This is a genomic window from Nocardiopsis sp. RV163 (assembly GCF_001029525.1).
Taxonomy (GTDB): Bacteria; Actinomycetota; Actinomycetes; order Streptosporangiales; family Streptosporangiaceae; genus Nocardiopsis; species Nocardiopsis dassonvillei.
The window spans coordinates 1-1,137 of record NZ_LEKI01000345.1 but is presented as its reverse complement, the minus strand read 5'-3'; the positions used below and the strand labels follow the sequence as shown (position 1 = coordinate 1,137).

Annotated in this window: 1 protein-coding gene; it reads left to right on the top strand. The window is 72.5% G+C overall.

The window, feature by feature from the left end:
• The first annotated feature begins 112 nt into the window (after positions 1 to 112).
• Positions 113 to 1,036: an aminoglycoside phosphotransferase family protein gene (locus ABD54_RS26615; RefSeq protein ID WP_047872305.1), complete on the top strand. Its 924-nt coding sequence runs from the start codon at positions 113 to 115 to the stop codon at positions 1,034 to 1,036.
• Positions 1,037 to 1,137 lie beyond the last annotated feature (101 nt).

Below are 1,137 nucleotides of genomic sequence, written 5' to 3'. Positions count from 1 at the left end.
GCCCGCTACCCTCGAACCCCACAACGAACGAGGTGTTCGGTATGCGTTAGACCCGCGGTCCCCCAACGCTCCTTCGTCACCGGCCAAACCACAACGACGAAGGACACACCACATGCGCGACGACACTCCCCCCATCCGCGTCCCCGACGCCCTGGCACCCCTGCTCGACCGCTTCTTCGGACCCCAGTGGACCCGAGGACTGCCCGCACTCACCCAACGCCAACTCCGGCACTGGAACCTCCAGCCCACCGGAACACCCATGCACGGCATGGTCGCCCTCGTCGTCCCCGTACGACTCCCCCACGGGGACTCCGCCGTGCTCAAGATCCAGCCGGTGGACGAGGAGAGCCGGGGCGAACCCGACGCCCTGCGTACCTGGAACGGCGACGGCGCCGTACGCCTCCTCCGACACGACCCCGGCACCGGCGCCATGCTCCTCGAACCCCTCGACCCCGCACGCACCCTCGACACCGTCCCCATCGACCAGGCCCTCACCACCATCGGCACCCTCCTGGCCCGCCTCACCGCCCACCGGGCACCACAGGGCATGCGCACCCTGGCCGACACCACCCGCGCCATGGTCACCCGCGCCCAGCACCTGGCACCACGCCTGCGCACCGCACACGAACGCGACCGCATGAACGCACTCGCCGCCCGCGCCCGCGAGATGGCACCCGAAGCCGGGGACCGGCTCCTGCACTGGGACCTGCACTTCCAGAACGTGCTCGCCCCCCTGCCCGGCACCGACCGCGAACCCTGGCTCGCCATCGACCCCAAACCCCTCGCCGGAGACCCCGGCTTCGACCTCTTCCCCGCCCTGCACAACCGCTGGGACGAAGCCCTCGCCACCGGCGACCCCCGAAAGGAGACCCGCCGCCGCCTGGACCTGGTCTCCGAGGCCGCCCGAATCCCCCGCGACCGCGCACGCGCCTGGACCCTCGTCCGCGTCCTCCAGGAATGCGTCTGGGCCGTCGAGGACGGCGAACCCGCCCTGCCCCGCGTACCGGTGACCATCGCCGAAGCCCTGGGCGCATAACCACCACCGCCCCGGCCGCCCCGCACTCCGGGACGGCCGGGGCGGACCGGGCAAGCCCACCAGAGCACACCCCGCCGCACGGCACTGGCCCGCACCCACAC

Bases quoted from the DNA above. Each gene is read 5' to 3' on its own strand.
- ABD54_RS26615 (WP_047872305.1), top strand. From the start codon at position 113: ATGCGCGACGACACTCCCCCCATCCGCGTCCCCGACGCCCTGGCACCC.